Consider the following 246-nt stretch of genomic DNA (forward strand, 5'->3'; position numbering starts at 1 on the left):
CCGTATTCGGTAAGAAGTGTCCAGGATAAGAGTCAAGCATAACGAGTAATTCTACTTCTTCCCCTTCATTTTGTAATTGCGCCGCCATTGCATGCACAACATTTCCTCCAAGCGACCAACCTAGTAAACGATATGGTCCATGAGGCTGTACTTCACGAACATGTTCCAAGTAATCCGCCGCCATCTCCTCTAAACTTTTTGGAAGTTCTTCATTTTTAGCAATACCTCGTGCTTGTACACCATAGA

1 protein-coding gene is annotated in these 246 nt (G+C 43.5%); it reads right to left on the reverse strand.

Annotated elements, in window-relative coordinates; genetic code table 11:
* A partial coding sequence (locus KVT11_RS20375) for a thioesterase domain-containing protein (RefSeq protein WP_217609199.1) occupies positions 1-246 on the reverse strand: 246 nt, incomplete at both ends.

The sequence above is a fragment of the Bacillus sp. GbtcB10 genome, from assembly GCF_019091365.1.
Lineage (GTDB): Bacteria > Bacillota > Bacilli > Bacillales > Bacillaceae > Bacillus > Bacillus altitudinis.